We start from the raw sequence: 14939 nt of genomic DNA, 5'->3' as shown, positions 1-14939 counted from the left end.
TGACATTTCTCGCTAATTTGCATCGCCATACTACGGCCTGCCGCAGCTTCGCATTCTTCACTCTGGTCTCCGGCCCGGCGATTGCTTTATTTATCACGTTCATCTGCATGAACTATTCAGGTTCACCTTCAGCGCATCTGGTTAGTGCAGCCAGGGCTGTCATTGATGGTGCTCCGGTCGGCAAACTAATGGTATGTACCGAAGAGCCACAATCCACGACTCCCCCGACACTTATCGAATCTCCCTGCGTTCGCGAGGCGGTCGATGAATCAATAGTAACCGCGAAGTGGGATTCAAACTTCCGAATGGTTTACGCAATGCTTGCTCTGCTTTCTTCTGTTATCTGGTGTCTAGTGAGCGCCACACGAGCGAACATATTCAAGGACGCTAAACCCCCTACTCGATAAGCCTGTCAATTCTCAAATAAAATGATGAAAAGTTGTGAAATTAAGGAGTGATGATGAACATAAATTACAGTATTAATAACAGTGTGCTCATGATGATGAGTGAGTTTATGATTACAGCTTTTGTAATCGTAATACTTTTTGTGATTGTATTAGTATATAACAAAGCGTTTAAGTCTGAATTAAGCATAAAAATATTTTGTTTTAGTCAGTTAACAGCCATTTTCATTTCCGTATTAGAAATAAGGTAATGACTCCAACTTACTGATAGTGTTTTATGTTCAGATAATGCCCGATGACCTTGTCATGCAGCTCCACCGATTTTGAGAACGACAGTGACTTCCGTCCCAGCCTTGCCAGATGTTGTCTCAGATTCAGGTTATGTCGCTCAATGCGCTGAGTGTAACGCTTGCTGATAACGTGCAGCTTTCCCTTCAGGCGGGATTCATACAGCGGCCAGCCATCCGTCATCCATACCACGACCTCAAAGGCCGACAGCAGGCTCAGAAGACGCTCCAGTGTGGCCAGAGTGCGTTCACCGAAGACGTGCGCCACAACCGTCCTCCGTATCCTGTCATACGCGTAAAACAGCCAGCGCTGACGTGATTTAGCACCGACGTAGCCCCACTGTTCGTCCATTTCAGCGCAGACAATCACATCACTGCCCGGTTGTATGCGCGAGGTTACCGACTGCGGCCTGAGTTTTTTAAGTGACGTAAAACCGTGTTGAGGCCAACGCCCATAATGCGTGCACTGGCGCGACATCCGACGCCATTCATGGCCATATCAATGATTTTCTGGTGCGTACCGGGCTGAGAGGCGGTGTAAGTGAACTGTAGTTGCCATGTTTTACGGCAATGAGAGCAGAGATAGCGCTGATGTCCGGCAGTGCTTTTGCCGTTACGCACCACGCCTTCAGTAGCGGAGCAGGAAGGACATCTGATGGAAATGGAAGCCACGCAAGCACCTTAAAATCACCATCATACACTAAATCAGTAAGTTGGCAGCATTACCAGAAATAACAACAAAAAGAACAAATGCTGGAAGTATCAGTATTACATGGAGTGACGGCATCCATCAGTTTTATACTCACGTTTTTCTGGGGTTTGCTTTTTCTTTCTTACTTTTTTTGCTTGGTCTTTATGACTACAAAATGAAAGGCAACAAAGATGGTTTAAAGGATTGCAAAAAACATGTTTTACCGTGTTTCATAGGGAGTTGGTTCGTATTAATAATATTCTTTTTCTCCGCTTCGCCTTTGCGCTATGAGGAGAATTTGATTACGGATGCTCGCGTCGTAGCTTCGGATCCCAATCGAACCACAATTATCTATGCTGATGGGTTCTACTGGCTATTTGATATGGATAGAAATGAATTTGATAAGTCTATATCCAGAGAGATAGTCAGAGGCAACTACAAGATGTTATGTACTTCAGATACACCAGCTACCTGCTGGGCGGGCAGAAAATTCCCCAAAAACACATCACTGGATAAAGTTTTATGAAAGATTGTAACGCTGAGAAATATAGCTATTCATGTCTTTTCGCAGCGGTATTTAGACCAGGTGAAATGCCTGTCATTTCCGCGTTCCGGGCGCGGTATTGGGCTCTAATCATTCGATGGGCATTGCGTTTCGGTTACACCGTTTGCCTGATTGGCAGCACTGGAACCGGAAAAAGTTACCTCATCGAAAGAACGCTACCAGGACGGATCATTGATGCCCGACTGTTACTGGTAAAGAATGATTGGCATGGCCCTGTGCCATTCAGTTTGCGCGGTGCAAAGCCCGGCCCAGTTGGCATTGATGAGTCGTCCAGCTTTTCAGAGGAAACGCTGCGTCAGAACGCGGAGAACCTGAAAGAAAGAGGGGTAGTGTATACAGCACAAAGCATTGATAAAGCAGCTAAAGTTGCAGCCAACCTGCCAAACAGGCGTGTGTTGCTTATCATGATTGGAAAAACGTAGCCTCTGCGGTCTAGGCCATCTGACCTGCTGAACTGACGCAGTAGACTCTCTCGGAGGCAAACAAATTTGCTGGTGGGATAAAATGGGCGCATACTTAAAGCACGTGTAATCGACACGTGCTTTTTTATTGGAGGACACATGCAGGCTACAGCTGCTCGCCAGAAAAAAACCGTCAGTGTCACCCTTGAGCCAATGCTCGTACAGCAGGCAAAAGACGCTGGGATTAACTTGTCCGCCACGCTGGCAGAAGCGCTTCAGAGCAAACTGAAGGCCAGTGCAGCGGAAGAATGGAAACGACAGAATCGTGCTGGTATTCAGGAGTTGAACCGCATCACTGAAGAGCATGGGTTACTGTCTGACGAATACAGGACGTTCTGATAATGCAATATACCGTTTACCGCAATCCCGGCAACAGCCAGGCATACCCTTACCTGCTGGATATACAGAGCGACATCATTGGCGAGTTAAATACCCGCCTGGTGATCCCCCTTCATCGGCTTAAAAAAGGAGCCTCGGCCCCGGTTGCGCGATTAACTCCGGTCATACAGGTGGAAGGGAATGACGTTATCCTGATGACGCATGAAATGGCTTCAGTCCGCGTGAAGCAGCTCGGTCAGGCGGTCATGGACGCATCTCCGTTCCGGCACACTATCAAAAGTGCGGTGGACTTCCTGCTGGATGGTTTCTGACAGAGATAATGAGCGAGAAAATGATGAAGCAAAATGAACTGCTGGAAGTGGCAAAAGCCATGCGCGATTATATTGATGCCCTCCCTACCGATGTCGTTGCAGCATTACCGGTGATGCCGGGATTTGATCGAGACTGGGCCGACGAAGTCATTTACGAAGCCGAATCCGCCAGCAAATAACCCCCCGTCTGCGCCCGTTTCATCTGAATTCGGGCCGTCACAATCTTTCTGATTTTATTGAGAAAACAGCCTCTTTTTGTCCCCTTTTTTCCTTCGTCAGCAGACTCAGTCGTTCGATAATAAAAACAGACCAACACAACCACTGAGGTGTTTCATGTTAGCGATTATCCCGGCAGCAGGCACTGACAAGGTTTTTAAAACCTCCCTCAAACACGTGCTCGATGAGGACTTCCTGTTTGCAATGGCTTCAAAAGCAAGCGCGACGTACATTTCATCCCATATCAGCGATGACGGTGAGGGCACAGTGTTTTTCAGTCTGAGCGACTGGGATAACCTCAAGCCTTCCTTATCGGCTGATGGCTGGGATGGCGATACGATGCCCGGCTTCATTGATTTGCTGGATGCAATCGCAGCGCAGGGCTATAACACCGTCGAATTCCACATTTCTCACCCACTGGTGGTTGGCGCGGTCTGGTTCACCGATGAGTATTACTTCACGGTTACCCCGCTGGCGTATGACCTTGCCACGCTGGATGGTCAGTTTGTTCTGCCGGATGGCTCTTCCTACCGGCTGGATGACCTTGATGAAGTCAGCTATGACGAAATGACCGACTACTTTGACGGCATTATCGAAGTCGATGGCGATACCATGCTGGGTGTAAAGCGTAACGACGATGACACCGTAAACGTCAGCAAAATCGAAAGCTAACCCCTCCTCCCCGGTGTCGGTATCCGCCGCGCCGGGCTATTTTCCTGCCATCATCCTCTGGAGTGTTTCATGAAAGACCGTTTTTATCTGGTCAGCTTGCGTGACACCGTTGGTAGCAATACCGCTTTTCATAGCCATCACGGCAGAGGTTACAGCACCGATCAGCGTAATGCCCGGGTTTACACCCGCGAGGAAGCACAACGCGCATGGAATACGGGACGGGAGTTTGACCTGCCGGTTGATGCCGATGCAGTCGACCGCCATCTCGTGTTTCATGTTGATCATCAGTTTGTACCGGGAAAAACCATTCTCTCCGAAAGCGCCACCAAATATGTCGGCTTCGTTAATGGCCAATGGGACGGAAACGATCTGTTCTGGCTGGCTGATGCGGGTACTACCACGGATTTTTCCCTTGCCAGAGTTTTTGACTCACCACAGGCAGATAGACCTGATGTCGTCTGGTTACCCCATCACATCCCTGACGCTGCAAAGCGCCCTACCTTCAGTGTTGAGCGGATAGACCGCCGTAAAATGACGCAGGGGGCCGGTCTGCTGATGCCTGCCTGGCTGAAACGCCAAAATCGCCGACAGTCAAAGGGGCTGACTCGCTGGAATTGCCCCGGGTGTGGCCGTATTTCATGGCAACAGAATCCGTATGATTTTGATGGTTGCCGGTTCTGCATATAGTCAACTACCGCGAGAGGCCTCTATGTTCCGATTATTACAGAAGTGGTTAGTCAGGTTTACCTGTCAGGACGATATAGATTGTATGTCGACCCGGCGCTCTGCGGGCGAGTTCTGGCTGGAAATAGATGCCCGTCGTCACTGGATTTTCCTGGACATCGACGGTGTACTCCACCGGGCGGAAAACGGGTCACTGGAGTTTATGCCTGTGCTGGATCACGTGCTGACGCAATGCCCGCAGACGGGAATTATCCTTTCCACAAACTGGCGTACCGGCGTACCCCGGGAGATGGTGCTGAGTCATTTCCCTGCGGGTATACGCGATCGGATTGCTGGACTCAATCCCGATCTGGATGGGCTGGTGAATAACCACGTGCGTTATCACGAATGCATGGCGGTCGTTAAACGGTTCGGCCTACAGCATTACACCTTCGTGGACGATACCGCTCGACTCTTTCCAACTGACTGCCCTGCCCTGTTCCTGACTCACCGGCACGAGGGGCTGAATGCAACGCAGGGTAGCGCTTTGATAGACCGGATTCGGTTAATGAAATGACCGGTTTAAGGCTGAATACAAATTATTAATGAGGATGCGTTATGAATGAAATCCCACAATACGTCTATGACCTGATCGGTATTTGCCTCTTTGTTGGAATGTGGGTCGGAGGCGTTCTGCTTATTTGGTTTATTTTCTCTAATGGAGAGAGCGACGAATAGCCAGGCAACTGGCGCAACTGATGTTGCAGGATGGCCCCAACAATATCTTACCTGCTTACGCTCTGATTACCCGCGCAACGCTTCGTCAGAAGCGGAAAGCTGGGATAATGAATATATCCCGTATACACCAGGCTATCCCAATGAAAATTACTGTGTTTACTGCCCCTGATTGTCCGAAATGTCGCATGACGCTTACCCGCTTTTCTCTGGCTGGGGTGGACGTGAATGAGATCCCGCTGGTGGACAACGCAGATCTCGTTCGCCTGACACAAAATACCGGTGCGCCGCTGGTGGTGGTGGTCAACGATTCGGGCCGTGTGACGGGTTGGGGTGGGTTCCGGCCAGATCTTATTGCGACAACTGCCAATGGCTGGAGTGTCGGGTCACTCGATATCCCCCCGTCGCTGGTTAATCACGTCCTTCACTGAGGTAAACGCCATGCACAATATCTCTGTCGAAATCCCTGCGGCCCTCGGCGTACATCCTCCTTCAGGAGCGGATGTCGTGCTTATAGACGATCTGAATAACGCCCTCGCCGGTGCTGGCTTACCGCAACTGAAGATAGAGCCGATAACGTGGACACCGCCATCAGGCCGACCGGTGATCTACCGGTCTGAGGTTCCCGATATCCTGCGCATTGCAGGTATAAACCCTGACACCTCTGACATGGTGAAAACCTTCTGTTCCGGGCCACTGCCGATTGACGATAACGAGCTGGATGCCCTTCTGGAGATGCGCGAACGGGACGGTCATAGCGAAAGCTTCAGGATCGCGCTCTGTGGGGCGCTGGACGCGATTCTCATTCGACTCTACTCAGCAGAGCGTCAGCTTCGTTGAAACGCCAGTAAAGACGCTGGTGGCCTCATATGAGGTATCAATCGGCTCGGTTCCGTCTCAATAATTTAAAGAGAGCACGGTATATGAGTCCTGAAGAAGAAAAAGTGCTGCATCAGCGGCTGATACAGCTTGGCGATATGATGGGGGATGGCCTGCACTATGAGCGCGACGGTCAATGGATCACCCGGGAGTACAAAGCCACGTTGCGGGCGCTGGGGCTTTTGAAGGCTCCCAAGCGTAAGCATAACCCGACCAAAACACTCGCTGTGGATGAGCGAATGGCACAACGTGTGAAGGACGTAGCCTGTACCCAGTGCGCCGGGAAACTGAAACAGGTGCGCTCCGGGTCTCTGAAAGCGCAATGCACCCGGTGCAAAACCAAGTTCACCCTCCTGAAAACCATTAAGTAACTATACCCGCAGCTGGTGGTCACCCCACCAGCATAAAATATACCCGAAACTGTGACACCTGCGCTTGCCTGCCTCAATGTCGTGATAGCTGACAACCCCCACGAAGAAAACAAACCTCACACCTGCGATCGTCGTGATGCAACGATTTTGTCGAGCCAATTATATGAAGAGACTGTTATGAAAGACTTCCATTTCCTGTATGTCGAACTCCTGGTCGAATTGCTTCGACTGGTCAATTTTCTTCTGCCGTTGTGGTTTGGTAGTTGAAAATAGCAGGTAATACCCGGGCAAGACCTTCCCGTTTTTTTAAAATAAAAGGGCGCACATAGCGCCCTGTCAGAAAGGTATTTTGAAGCAGCAGACTACTTACGAAACTCCCATTGTTTAATCAGCTTTTTGACAAACGTCTCGCCATAGATCTCATGTGACTCCATGTATGCACAAAGCTGTATCAGGGTCATCATGCCATCGCGAAGGGTATCGCATGACTCGTTACGGCAATAGGCCGTGAGTTTGTACATATTCGCCCCGCAAACGTCCGGGTTGTAGAGATTAACAATCAGGCTTGCCGCGAATTTCTTTCTCTCTGCGATAGCGCCCAGATAAGCCAGCTCCCTTTTCAGGTCTTCCGGGATAGGTGTGACAGCACACGCTCGCGGGTTCAGGTTTATCTGGATATGGTCAAAGTCGAGTTCCTGCATTGTCCTGGTTCCTTCTGCTGATATTCGGTATCCGTCTGCCGGGCCACACGATTCTGCATGTAATGCCCTTCATATCACCATTGTACCGGATACCTGCAATTTGCCCCGTAACTACCGGTGCTGATGATAAAAAATATCTTTATTTTGCGAACGATATACACCAGTCCGTCCTGATTTCGTCAGCTGAATTGTGCCGGGTAAGCTGGTTGCCATGTGAGTGACCTAATGGAGAACACCATGCAGCACACTGCAACCACACACCCGCAACCGGCTAACACCGTGAGTATCGTCAGTACGACCTACGGTCAGACGCTGGTGGTACTGAACGGGAAATGTCTCTACTGCGCACCACCAGAGCGAGGAGACGAAGCCCGGCAGCTGGCATCAACCACTGCCGGGGCACTCAACGTGCCGGTCGATGTCGTCCACCTCGATACATTTGCTACCGATACAACCGAAAGCCAGCTGATGGCCCGCTTTGAAAACCAGAATGCCGGGCCGTGGTATAGCCATGCGTTTACCATCGCGTTCAGTGTTGAATACCCGGCGAAGAGTAGCGATGACATTCCACCAGCGGAATTACACCGTGCATTGATGAAGCGGGCCAGAGAGTTTACCGGTGATCTGGATGCGCTGGTGGAAGCCTGCGGGGCATCTTATGACAGTTATCAGATGGGGTAACTCCTGCTGGAAATGACCGCATTCTGCTGGCGTTTTCAATGAGATATCGCCAGCCGCTTTGGTAGAGTTTTCCAGATAGCAAGCGAACATCATAGCCAGTGGCAAGAGGTAAACCTATATGAATTCTGTCTGTCTTGATTACGAGAAAGTGGATTTTCTGGCGAATCTCCTGATCCCCACCCTCGCCAGACACCCCATCAGTAACAGTTTCCCGGAGCGCGGCCTCGCACTTAAGGAAAAGCACCCTGAGCTGGTGGGCTGGCCCGAGCGCAAACTGGGTGAAGTGGAAAATTACCAGAATGCACTGTCCAGACAGCTACCGAGCCTGAACAGCATGTCCTTGCCGGAGTTTATCGACTTCATTCTCACCCCGCATGTCGCGGAGTATGTTCTTGAGCAGGTTGGCACTCCGCTTGCTGAAGAAACCATGCAGCTGTTTATGGCGAAAGTGAAGGCATAACGCGGTTTTCAGCCCCATATACTCCAGATCATAACCGGCCTTAATGGTCGGTTTTTTTTGTGAATTTTCTGCCCCGAAAGCCTTCGTCACCTGCGGGGAGCGTGGTTAACTGGTTATGTAAACAAAACGAACAACACACATAACTACAGGGGTCTACCATGTTAAATCCAGCTATCTGCGCCATGTTCATGTTTCAGGGCTTCCAGCATGAAGTCTCCCGTCTGACCGCATTATCAGTGGCTAATCCTATCCCCCTCACCTTCAACTGTGACAGCGTACAGACAATGATCTGTGAAACGCTGGCTGGTGGCGAAATTGAATGTGCTCACTGGATGTTGGATGCCGCAGAGCAGATCTGTAAAGCCTGCGAACCTGCGTATCAGGCATCTGAAGAACCGGGAGTCTGGTACTACGACATTGCTGAACGTCTGGGCGCTGAAGTGGCCTGCCGTTGCGTAAAAGGTGATATCAGCACTGACCAATTGGTCGCTGTTGCAGTTAACCTCACTGAGTCATGGAACACGCTGAGCGAAGACAGCAATCAGGAGCCTGATTGCGGATCATATGAAAATACCGTCAGGACGTTGGTAGAACGTGCTGATACAGCAGAAGCGGCTTGCGTAGAAGCAGTCAGAATCCTTGATGGTGGTGAGCGGCAGGCGTTATCAAAGGCGATAGCAATTCTTCGCCCTGTGGCCGCAACGTTGCAGTAGATAGTGGCAGAACACCAATACACACAACACTCACTACAGGAAAATGACCATGAAACTCACCGTATCGACTCGCCCGGTAAGAATTGAAGGGAATTATGTCTCTGTCGTCTTTAATCGTTCCCATAACTCCATGCCGGAAACAGCAGAGGTTAAAAATGCCGATCAGGCGCGGGCATTCATCAACGATTACATCGCCCGTAATATCAACGAAACGCCGATGCATCTGGTGCTGACAAAAGAGGGCCGGGCATTTGGCGGGTTCGACGCGCTGAATAGTAGCCTTCCGCCCGCGATTGAATCATCAACCCGTTTGTAATGACTGACTGGTGGCGCTCAGTGAGGAGCGTCACCCGGCATCACGGAGGGAGTTGCAAGAGTTCTGATTAGCCTTTCCTGACCCACGCCCAAAGCATCGCACCCGCCAACACCGTCAGCATCAGAGCAAACACGGAACCAACCAGACTCGCATCGCCATTCTTGCCGGAGTAACCGCAGGTTTGAGATGCGTCACCAACTGCCTGACAAATTGAATCGGGATCAAGTCCCCAGTAGACAAAGGCGAACAAGGCAATTACAGAGATAAACGCTTTAGCGACTTTCGCTTTCTGAATCATCAGAGACACCTCAGTTCGTCAATGCCGGGGAGTTGCCTGTGTGTTATTTCAGGCGGGAATCAAACCGGAACGGAATTTTCTTAACCGTAGCCATCAGGTCAAAGAGTTCAGGGTGTGCCGGATTCAGCAAGTAGTTAAATTCAACCGGAGACAACGCACTTGGAATACGCAGCGCGATAGAAGAACCGCTTTCAGCCCAGTTATCACCGTAGAGCGCCAGCTCAGCAGGAGCATCCTCACTCGCCCAGTTATCAGGGAGACGGCTCATGTCGAAGGTCTGGATCTGATCATCCGGTACATCAAGACTCAGCAGTGTAAAGTCGTCCAGTAACTGCGGCGCGTGAATGTGTACCAGCGTTTCAAGCATGGTAAGGCTGGCCGTTTCAGACAGGTAGACCATTGCAGTGCCTACGCTGTTCCAGCGGCCCCCCGTTTCTTTCGCACCCAGACCAGACCACGCAGTCATCAGATAACGGGTCTTGGTCAGTCGGTAAAGGATCACGAGTATACCCCGTGCTCAATACGCGTAATCAGGCGCATCACTTCAAGCGCACCTGTCTCAGAAGAAACAAGCTCTGCCGGTGATTTCCAGCTCAGACCACGGTTCGCTTCGTTCAGCCATTTGTGCGCCGCTTCTTTGTCACCTTCAAACAGCTCTACAGCGCGTTCAATTACGCGGATAATGCGCACCAGACGTTCGCTCTGATCGGCAGTGAAACGGTCTTTGATGCTACGATTAAACGTCGTATTAGGTATACCCGACATTTTGCGCAGCTCAGACGGCGTGATGTTAGCCCATTCAGAAATGTGCTTAGCTACTGTGCCATCGAGACCGTGATTGATTTTATCCATCAGCGCGATACCGTCATTATCCAGCCCAGCAACCTGCCATAAGCAGTGCTGATTCGTTTTGGTAACGTCTGGAGAAAAAACTTTCATCGTCATAACTAGCCCTCCCATTTGGTAATTCAATTATACCATATGGAACACTAACGGCAATCTTTTAACCATCAGACAACCTCAGCGCCCTTCGTCACCAGCCCCACCTGCCAGATAATAGGTCAATAACGACAAAACTATGACAGGGGGCATCATGCCGAATCTCTTACGTTATGACCAACTGGACTCCTCACGTCAGCCAGCAGCGCGGGCATCAGCCGCTAGTGGCGAATTATGGTGTGCCCGCAACAACGTAAAAAAGCAGGCGGCAGCGTCAAAGGCCGCAATTCACCAGGCAATCAATGATCAGCACCGCATTACCCGGCTGCGAAACACCTTTTCGCTCGCGAAGGATATGCGTGAAAAGCCGGTCGTCTGGATTGAAAAGCGCATCCTCGAAAATCTGTGCATGTTCAATGAGCAGGACGATATGTACCTGTTCACGCAGCAGAACTTTGTCAGCAAACTCTGAACCTCCGGCCCGGCTCGTCGGGCCATTAAAAGGAAACCGATATGACAGACTTCATTGATAAACTGGCAGCGAATGGTGTGGCCTTTACCCTTCAGGACGGACGAATCATCGTTGAAGGCGATCTTCGTGTCGGGTTTACGCTTGAGCCAGAAGATCCGGCAATTCCCTGCGACTATATTCCCGCGAATCTGACCGTGACGAACACCCTGACCATTCTGTCGGGCATTCATAGCATCCCTGCCGGGCTGGTGGCCCGCAATCTGTTTATCAGCTACTCTGAGCTGGAATCTCTCCCTGACAACCTGACCATTACCGGTACGCTCATGGCGAATTCTTCACGTCTTAAGTATCTGCCGGAAAATCTGACGGTGGGCCGCGTTCTGGACATCATGTGTACTGATATCGCCTATCTGCCGGATACGCTGAAAGTAGCTGGCAGTATGATGCTGTCAAACACCCGTATTACCACTTTGCCGGATAACCTGCATCTTGAAGAAAATCTGGCCCTCGAAGCCATGCCGTTGCAAGCGTTGCCAAAAAACCTGAAAGTGGGCCACAGCCTGTATCTGGATGCTGTGGCTCTGAAGCGGATCCCTGAGTGTATATCGTGCCCCGTGATTAACCTGGTTAACCCTGGTAATTTTGAAAATGTCGCGTCAGTCACCGGTATCGGCGGAAAGCCTAACCGCCATGTCTATGCGCTACGTACAGCGCTTGGCGTTCGCGTATGCATGTACGATTTGTCTGTAGACCCGGAAATATTTGGTCTGCTGGTACGTGGCATCTATGATGAACCCACGGCTGAACTACTTGATAAGGCCGCACAACAATGTATTCAGCGTCTGGAGGATATGTATGCTTCTGAAAACGCAGTTCGGCACTGACTCGGGTATGATTTATACCCGGAAGGTGTATCTGCATTACACCGACACTGACGGGCATTCACGCAGCAAGCTGATAAAAGGTTACTACTACCCGGGCGAAGTCCCGGTTGAGTCGTTTTCAGAGCGGGCACTTGCTCCTGGTATGCGCCAGCTGTTGAGTTGCCGCTGCGGCGCAATAAACTGGGTCGCAACTGGTGGTATCAACGAATACCAATGCGACTGCTGCGCAAAGGAAATAACCGTTTACTGACGGTCTGCACGGGGATACCGTTCGACCGGCATACCCATGACAATAAGAGCAGGTGCTAAATGACAAAAGAAGAATCACAATTTTATGCTGGTGCAATCTGGGCCGCATCGACCATTTACCGGATGCATTCTGACTCGGTGGTAGCGAAAGATTTTCTCCGTGAAATTAACGATCTGGATGTGGCAGCAAAATGTGGTGCTGAGTACGACGTTCTCCCATTACGCCTGTTTGTTTTGCGCGATTTACCATTGGGCCACGATGCGGATTATGAAGCCATCAGCTTCGGGCCGGTAGACCGTCACGGCAATATCATCTGCGATCACTCTCAGACTTCGGTCACCGATATCTCCGGCCAGCGAGCGTATGGGGTTTATGCCCGCCGTGCGGGTGAGTCGAATCTGACGCTCATCGACAATCTTGATGATGAAGAAGAAGCCGAACCACTGGCGAAGGTGCTGGCTGAACAGCTCCAGCAAATCAAAGAAGGTCGCTACGATATTTAAGCGTTAGACCACGTACTGCTGGTGGCAATACACTGGCGATTAAGGGGGTTAAGTGACTTAAATGATCCACTGACCTGTCTGTGTAAAGCCTGTTTATCCCAAAGCCGTCTGGTTCACCAGGCGGTTTTTTTATGCCCGGAATAGCAAGCACAACACAAAACGAAACCGATATTATCTTTCTGAAAATACAGGGCTTTTTATGCCCTGGTTTTCTTCGTCACCTGAGTCACTCACCAGATACTGGATACAGAAGCCACAACATGTAACCCGTTATCAGGAGCGACCCATGAAAGCACAAGCTGTTCGTAATCACTCTTTTGGCTCACTGAAGCTCAGCGCAAGCAATGCGGCAGCAGCCGCGCTGGCGCACCCGGTAACCCATTTCTTCATGCTGTTCGCCATCGTGATGTACCTGGTCTATGGCGGTGTAGTACTCGGCATTAAGCCGTAGCATTCCCTGTGGCCGGTCGCCCAACCGGCTTTGCCTCCAACCCTTCTGGAGGTAGTTGTTAACTTCCCCGGTAAACCGGGGATTTTTTTACCCGTAGTTCCAGCGTTCGCCACTGGAGCTAAAACCCACCAGAGCGAATTCCGTAACATAAGCGCTTCTTCTACGTCCGATCAGTACCTTACCCTATGAGCAACCCGTCACACTCTGCTAGCCTTCCTCCCGGAATGAACGACACTCTGATGTCCCTATATATCGAACCGGATATGCCTGGTATCGATGATCTCGTTATAACAATTATTCGGCTTCGGCGTGAGGGCTGGACAGCATCTGAACTGACTTTCCGTATACTTTCGTCAGTTGCATATCAGGTGATTCCTCCAGAGGCGTTTACCGACCCTAAGCATCACCTCCTGAAAGAGTATGTCAGTTTGTCCCGTGAGTTCGGCCTAGTAAGCGGGGCAAGACATAATGCTCACCTCCGTGGTGTCATTCGCAGAGGGATAATGTCGGGAATAGATAGAGCAGAGGTAATACGCCGCGTTCTTTTCTCCCCGCACTATTCAGAACATGAGGAAGATAACCAATCTGATTCGTTCCCTCGTTCGTCGTAACAACCGGGTGGCATTAACGCTTTTTCCCCGAATGTTCCGGTACAAAGCCTTTGGCGTGGTTGAAACAGGATCTGGTTATCCGCGACGGCCTGAACATCAGGAATCCAAAGTTTGTCTACTGGCAGGATATCTCAGAGTCCAGGAAGAAATTCGTGCTTCTCAGGCCCGTCTGGCTTTACTAAATACTGAAATCGAAAAGGAGAATGCTCAGGAGTACGCACGTAACAAAATTCCGGCATCACGGTTGGCTCACTTCAGGCTCTGGTTCACTCGCCGATTTGGTAATGACACATCCCGTTTGATTGAGTCCGTGGACACCTACTGCGAGGAGCAGAATCCAGTAATGGATGAGCAACCGGCTGTATTGCCATTACCACGCGGTCACCTCCCCCATGCAGATATCCGTATGCGCTCCCCGAGCTTCCGCCGAGAGGTTAGCGTTCGCGATGTGCATGTCCAGTCTCAGTTCCGTGAGTTGGTGGATAAGAATTTCGGAAGCCTGTGCGCGGTATCGGGCAAACACCTCAACGGTGTGCTGGAGGCAGCACATATTGAACCAACATCCGTAGCAGGCTGCTATAACGCCAGTAACGGCATTTTGCTATCACCAACATTCCACAGGCTGTTTGACACAAACATGATGGGTATTGATCCTGATACACTACAGATTCACTTCGCCAGCGGTATAGAGTTCCCTGAGTATGAAGGGGTCTGTATAAAACCGTTGTTCTACAATCTGGATAAAAACAGGCTCGGGGCAAGATGGCTTGAATTTAAAGTGAAATCACCTGCGGAGTAAGCCCTCTCCCCTCTTCCATCTCCCTGCCCTATCCAATCTATTTATTGGAAAGGCATAGCAGCATGGAGATAAGTAGCACACAAGTAACTCACCGATAATTCACATAAAAACCATATCAAAACAAATCAATCAGTTTATCGCATTTCCTAGCGCACTTTTAATTCACATTTTATGGACTTTTAATCCAATCCTCTCCTGTTCACTTTGAATTTAAGTGATATCAGTGAATGATAAGGTACGAATAATTCACTAAATAACAACTATGTA

The 14939-nt window shown here is 50.2% G+C and carries 26 protein-coding genes; 21 read left to right on the top strand and 5 right to left on the bottom strand.

Annotated elements, in window-relative coordinates; genetic code table 11:
- Window positions 1–665: 665 nt before the first annotated feature.
- A protein-coding gene (locus C2U41_RS28230; RefSeq protein ID WP_094106546.1) for an IS1 family transposase occupies window positions 666–1363 on the bottom strand; the annotation gives its coding sequence in 2 pieces (ribosomal slippage) (window positions 666–1114 and window positions 1114–1363; 699 coding nt in all).
- 41 nt (window positions 1364–1404) lie between these two features.
- Between C2U41_RS28230 and C2U41_RS28225 the strand changes: the two genes are divergently transcribed.
- The 11 genes from C2U41_RS28225 to C2U41_RS28180 all read left to right on the top strand — a co-directional run bounded on the left by C2U41_RS28225 (window position 1405) and on the right by C2U41_RS28180 (window position 6594).
- A complete protein-coding gene (locus C2U41_RS28225) occupies window positions 1405–1908 on the top strand; it encodes a hypothetical protein (protein WP_227675202.1) in 504 nt (167 codons plus the stop codon).
- Entirely contained in the window at window positions 1905–2369 is a 465-nt protein-coding gene (locus tag C2U41_RS29590) for a hypothetical protein (protein WP_008786596.1), read from the top strand. The genes C2U41_RS28225 and C2U41_RS29590 overlap by 4 nt, the downstream gene beginning before the upstream one ends.
- 138 nt (window positions 2370–2507) lie before the next feature.
- Window positions 2508–2747: a type II toxin-antitoxin system CcdA family antitoxin gene (locus C2U41_RS28215; RefSeq protein ID WP_007372285.1), complete on the top strand. Its 240-nt coding sequence runs from the start codon at window positions 2508–2510 to the stop codon at window positions 2745–2747.
- Window positions 2748–2749: 2 nt separating this feature from the next.
- Entirely contained in the window at window positions 2750–3058 is a 309-nt protein-coding gene (locus tag C2U41_RS28210) for a CcdB family protein (RefSeq protein WP_007372286.1), read from the top strand.
- A gap of 20 nt (window positions 3059–3078) precedes the next feature.
- Window positions 3079–3237: a hypothetical protein gene (locus tag C2U41_RS29585; RefSeq protein WP_016241558.1), complete on the top strand. Its 159-nt coding sequence runs from the start codon at window positions 3079–3081 to the stop codon at window positions 3235–3237.
- 154 nt (window positions 3238–3391) lie between these two features.
- Entirely contained in the window at window positions 3392–3946 is a 555-nt protein-coding gene (locus C2U41_RS28205; protein WP_007372288.1) for a hypothetical protein, read from the top strand.
- A 69-nt stretch (window positions 3947–4015) separates the two neighbouring features.
- The gene (locus C2U41_RS28200; protein ID WP_007372289.1) at window positions 4016–4633 is read left to right on the top strand and encodes a hypothetical protein; all 618 of its coding nucleotides are present in this window, start codon (window positions 4016–4018) and stop codon (window positions 4631–4633) included.
- An 82-nt stretch (window positions 4634–4715) separates the two neighbouring features.
- The gene (locus C2U41_RS28195) at window positions 4716–5186 is read left to right on the top strand and encodes an HAD domain-containing protein (protein ID WP_007372290.1); all 471 of its coding nucleotides are present in this window, start codon (window positions 4716–4718) and stop codon (window positions 5184–5186) included.
- A 301-nt stretch (window positions 5187–5487) separates the two neighbouring features.
- Entirely contained in the window at window positions 5488–5775 is a 288-nt protein-coding gene (locus C2U41_RS28190; protein WP_016241556.1) for a glutaredoxin family protein, read from the top strand.
- Between the two features lie 10 nt (window positions 5776–5785).
- Window positions 5786–6184 carry a hypothetical protein gene (locus tag C2U41_RS28185; RefSeq protein WP_007372292.1) on the top strand — a complete coding sequence of 133 codons (399 nt, stop codon included), beginning with the start codon at window positions 5786–5788 and terminating at the stop codon, window positions 6182–6184.
- 83 nt (window positions 6185–6267) lie between these two features.
- Window positions 6268–6594: a hypothetical protein gene (locus C2U41_RS28180; RefSeq protein ID WP_007372293.1), complete on the top strand. Its 327-nt coding sequence runs from the start codon at window positions 6268–6270 to the stop codon at window positions 6592–6594.
- Between the two features lie 362 nt (window positions 6595–6956).
- Here C2U41_RS28180 and C2U41_RS28175 read toward each other — a convergent pair whose 3' ends face one another.
- Window positions 6957–7295, bottom strand: coding sequence for a hypothetical protein (locus C2U41_RS28175; RefSeq protein WP_007372294.1), 339 nt, complete (start codon window positions 7293–7295; stop codon window positions 6957–6959).
- A 237-nt stretch (window positions 7296–7532) separates the two neighbouring features.
- Here C2U41_RS28175 and C2U41_RS28170 point away from each other — a divergent pair, with 237 nt between their 5' ends.
- From C2U41_RS28170 to C2U41_RS28155, 4 genes are all read left to right on the top strand, one after another.
- Complete coding sequence (locus C2U41_RS28170) at window positions 7533–7976, top strand: hypothetical protein (RefSeq protein ID WP_007372295.1); 444 nt, start codon at window positions 7533–7535, stop codon at window positions 7974–7976.
- Window positions 7977–8094: 118 nt separating this feature from the next.
- On the top strand, window positions 8095–8436 hold the full coding sequence (locus tag C2U41_RS28165; RefSeq protein WP_007372296.1) for a hypothetical protein: 342 nt from the start codon (window positions 8095–8097) through the stop codon (window positions 8434–8436).
- 158 nt (window positions 8437–8594) lie between these two features.
- On the top strand, window positions 8595–9149 hold the full coding sequence (locus C2U41_RS28160; protein ID WP_007372297.1) for a hypothetical protein: 555 nt from the start codon (window positions 8595–8597) through the stop codon (window positions 9147–9149).
- A 49-nt stretch (window positions 9150–9198) separates the two neighbouring features.
- Window positions 9199–9465 carry a hypothetical protein gene (locus C2U41_RS28155; RefSeq protein ID WP_007372298.1) on the top strand — a complete coding sequence of 89 codons (267 nt, stop codon included), beginning with the start codon at window positions 9199–9201 and terminating at the stop codon, window positions 9463–9465.
- Window positions 9466–9532: 67 nt separating this feature from the next.
- Here the strand turns inward: C2U41_RS28155 and C2U41_RS28150 are convergent, their stop codons facing one another.
- The 3 genes from C2U41_RS28150 to parS are packed head-to-tail and all read right to left on the bottom strand — an operon-like array spanning window position 9533 to window position 10702.
- Window positions 9533–9763 carry a hypothetical protein gene (locus C2U41_RS28150; protein WP_007372299.1) on the bottom strand — a complete coding sequence of 77 codons (231 nt, stop codon included), beginning with the start codon at window positions 9761–9763 and terminating at the stop codon, window positions 9533–9535.
- Between the two features lie 43 nt (window positions 9764–9806).
- Entirely contained in the window at window positions 9807–10265 is a 459-nt protein-coding gene (locus C2U41_RS28145; protein WP_008786589.1) for an RES family NAD+ phosphorylase, read from the bottom strand.
- The gene (gene parS / locus C2U41_RS28140) at window positions 10262–10702 is read right to left on the bottom strand and encodes a type II RES/Xre toxin-antitoxin system antitoxin (protein ID WP_007372301.1); all 441 of its coding nucleotides are present in this window, start codon (window positions 10700–10702) and stop codon (window positions 10262–10264) included. Before parS ends, C2U41_RS28145 begins: the two co-directional genes overlap by 4 nt.
- Window positions 10703–10856: 154 nt before the next feature.
- Here parS and C2U41_RS28135 point away from each other — a divergent pair, with 154 nt between their 5' ends.
- The 6 genes from C2U41_RS28135 to C2U41_RS28115 all read left to right on the top strand — a co-directional run bounded on the left by C2U41_RS28135 (window position 10857) and on the right by C2U41_RS28115 (window position 14672).
- The gene (locus C2U41_RS28135; protein ID WP_016241555.1) at window positions 10857–11174 is read left to right on the top strand and encodes a hypothetical protein; all 318 of its coding nucleotides are present in this window, start codon (window positions 10857–10859) and stop codon (window positions 11172–11174) included.
- A gap of 41 nt (window positions 11175–11215) precedes the next feature.
- On the top strand, window positions 11216–12058 hold the full coding sequence (locus tag C2U41_RS28130; protein ID WP_007372303.1) for a hypothetical protein: 843 nt from the start codon (window positions 11216–11218) through the stop codon (window positions 12056–12058).
- A complete protein-coding gene (locus tag C2U41_RS28125; protein WP_007372304.1) occupies window positions 12030–12308 on the top strand; it encodes a hypothetical protein in 279 nt (92 codons plus the stop codon). The genes C2U41_RS28130 and C2U41_RS28125 overlap by 29 nt, the downstream gene beginning before the upstream one ends.
- Before the next feature lie 59 nt (window positions 12309–12367).
- Complete coding sequence (locus C2U41_RS28120; protein ID WP_007372305.1) at window positions 12368–12811, top strand: hypothetical protein; 444 nt, start codon at window positions 12368–12370, stop codon at window positions 12809–12811.
- A gap of 286 nt (window positions 12812–13097) precedes the next feature.
- Complete coding sequence (locus tag C2U41_RS29580) at window positions 13098–13262, top strand: hypothetical protein (RefSeq protein ID WP_007372306.1); 165 nt, start codon at window positions 13098–13100, stop codon at window positions 13260–13262.
- Window positions 13263–13829: 567 nt separating this feature from the next.
- Complete coding sequence (locus C2U41_RS28115; RefSeq protein ID WP_007372307.1) at window positions 13830–14672, top strand: HNH endonuclease signature motif containing protein; 843 nt, start codon at window positions 13830–13832, stop codon at window positions 14670–14672.
- Window positions 14673–14939 lie beyond the last annotated feature (267 nt).

The organism is Citrobacter freundii complex sp. CFNIH4 (assembly GCF_002934505.1).
Classification (GTDB): Bacteria; Pseudomonadota; Gammaproteobacteria; order Enterobacterales; family Enterobacteriaceae; genus Citrobacter; species Citrobacter freundii.
Note: the sequence above shows the minus strand (reverse complement) of the source record. Positions and strands in the feature narration are given on the sequence as shown.

Excerpts from the sequence above, each read along its gene's own strand:
- C2U41_RS29590 (WP_008786596.1), top strand. The coding sequence starts at position 1,905 with ATGAAAGATTGTAACGCTGAGAAATATAGCTATTCATGTCTTTTCGCA.
- C2U41_RS28215 (WP_007372285.1), top strand. The coding sequence starts at position 2,508 with ATGCAGGCTACAGCTGCTCGCCAGAAAAAAACCGTCAGTGTCACCCTT.
- C2U41_RS28210 (WP_007372286.1), top strand. The coding sequence starts at position 2,750 with ATGCAATATACCGTTTACCGCAATCCCGGCAACAGCCAGGCATACCCT.
- C2U41_RS29585 (WP_016241558.1), top strand. The coding sequence starts at position 3,079 with ATGATGAAGCAAAATGAACTGCTGGAAGTGGCAAAAGCCATGCGCGAT.
- C2U41_RS28205 (WP_007372288.1), top strand. The coding sequence starts at position 3,392 with ATGTTAGCGATTATCCCGGCAGCAGGCACTGACAAGGTTTTTAAAACC.
- C2U41_RS28200 (WP_007372289.1), top strand. The coding sequence starts at position 4,016 with ATGAAAGACCGTTTTTATCTGGTCAGCTTGCGTGACACCGTTGGTAGC.
- C2U41_RS28195 (WP_007372290.1), top strand. The coding sequence starts at position 4,716 with ATGTCGACCCGGCGCTCTGCGGGCGAGTTCTGGCTGGAAATAGATGCC.
- C2U41_RS28190 (WP_016241556.1), top strand. The coding sequence starts at position 5,488 with ATGAAAATTACTGTGTTTACTGCCCCTGATTGTCCGAAATGTCGCATG.
- C2U41_RS28185 (WP_007372292.1), top strand. The coding sequence starts at position 5,786 with ATGCACAATATCTCTGTCGAAATCCCTGCGGCCCTCGGCGTACATCCT.
- C2U41_RS28180 (WP_007372293.1), top strand. The coding sequence starts at position 6,268 with ATGAGTCCTGAAGAAGAAAAAGTGCTGCATCAGCGGCTGATACAGCTT.
- C2U41_RS28175 (WP_007372294.1), bottom strand. The coding sequence starts at position 7,295 with ATGCAGGAACTCGACTTTGACCATATCCAGATAAACCTGAACCCGCGA.
- C2U41_RS28170 (WP_007372295.1), top strand. The coding sequence starts at position 7,533 with ATGCAGCACACTGCAACCACACACCCGCAACCGGCTAACACCGTGAGT.
- C2U41_RS28165 (WP_007372296.1), top strand. The coding sequence starts at position 8,095 with ATGAATTCTGTCTGTCTTGATTACGAGAAAGTGGATTTTCTGGCGAAT.
- C2U41_RS28160 (WP_007372297.1), top strand. The coding sequence starts at position 8,595 with ATGTTAAATCCAGCTATCTGCGCCATGTTCATGTTTCAGGGCTTCCAG.
- C2U41_RS28155 (WP_007372298.1), top strand. The coding sequence starts at position 9,199 with ATGAAACTCACCGTATCGACTCGCCCGGTAAGAATTGAAGGGAATTAT.
- C2U41_RS28150 (WP_007372299.1), bottom strand. The coding sequence starts at position 9,763 with ATGATTCAGAAAGCGAAAGTCGCTAAAGCGTTTATCTCTGTAATTGCC.
- parS (WP_007372301.1), bottom strand. The coding sequence starts at position 10,702 with ATGAAAGTTTTTTCTCCAGACGTTACCAAAACGAATCAGCACTGCTTA.
- C2U41_RS28135 (WP_016241555.1), top strand. The coding sequence starts at position 10,857 with ATGCCGAATCTCTTACGTTATGACCAACTGGACTCCTCACGTCAGCCA.
- C2U41_RS28130 (WP_007372303.1), top strand. The coding sequence starts at position 11,216 with ATGACAGACTTCATTGATAAACTGGCAGCGAATGGTGTGGCCTTTACC.
- C2U41_RS28125 (WP_007372304.1), top strand. The coding sequence starts at position 12,030 with ATGCTTCTGAAAACGCAGTTCGGCACTGACTCGGGTATGATTTATACC.
- C2U41_RS28120 (WP_007372305.1), top strand. The coding sequence starts at position 12,368 with ATGACAAAAGAAGAATCACAATTTTATGCTGGTGCAATCTGGGCCGCA.
- C2U41_RS29580 (WP_007372306.1), top strand. The coding sequence starts at position 13,098 with ATGAAAGCACAAGCTGTTCGTAATCACTCTTTTGGCTCACTGAAGCTC.
- C2U41_RS28115 (WP_007372307.1), top strand. The coding sequence starts at position 13,830 with ATGAGGAAGATAACCAATCTGATTCGTTCCCTCGTTCGTCGTAACAAC.